Source organism: Paraburkholderia sp. JHI2823 (assembly GCF_038900695.1).
GTDB lineage: Bacteria > Pseudomonadota > Gammaproteobacteria > Burkholderiales > Burkholderiaceae > Paraburkholderia > Paraburkholderia mimosarum.
Genome location: NZ_JAYMRY010000390.1, coordinates 1 through 258, shown reverse-complemented (window position 1 = coordinate 258; position 258 = coordinate 1). Strand labels below are relative to the sequence as shown.

Sequence of the window (258 nt, the reverse complement as noted above, 5' to 3'; positions counted from 1 at the left end):
CGCAGTTCGACGCCATCATGGCCGCCGACGGCAAGATCGAGCCGCAGGACTGGATGCCCGAAGCCTATCGCAAGACGCTCGTGCGCCAGATCTCGCAGCACGCGCACTCGGAAGTGGTCGGCATGCTCCCGGAAGGCAACTGGATTTCGCGCGCGCCGAGCCTCAAGCGCAAGGCGATCCTGCTCGCCCAGGTGCAGGACGAAGCCGGCCACGGCCTTTACCTGTACAGCGCGGCGGAGACGCTCGGCGTCTCGCGCG

General features: G+C 67.8%; 1 protein-coding gene. It reads left to right on the top strand.

Annotated features, from left to right (window positions below; translation table 11 throughout):
* Positions 1–258, top strand: a 258-nt coding sequence (locus tag VSR34_RS39115) for a Phenylacetic acid catabolic protein (RefSeq protein WP_342965314.1), incomplete at both ends; no start/stop codon positions are given.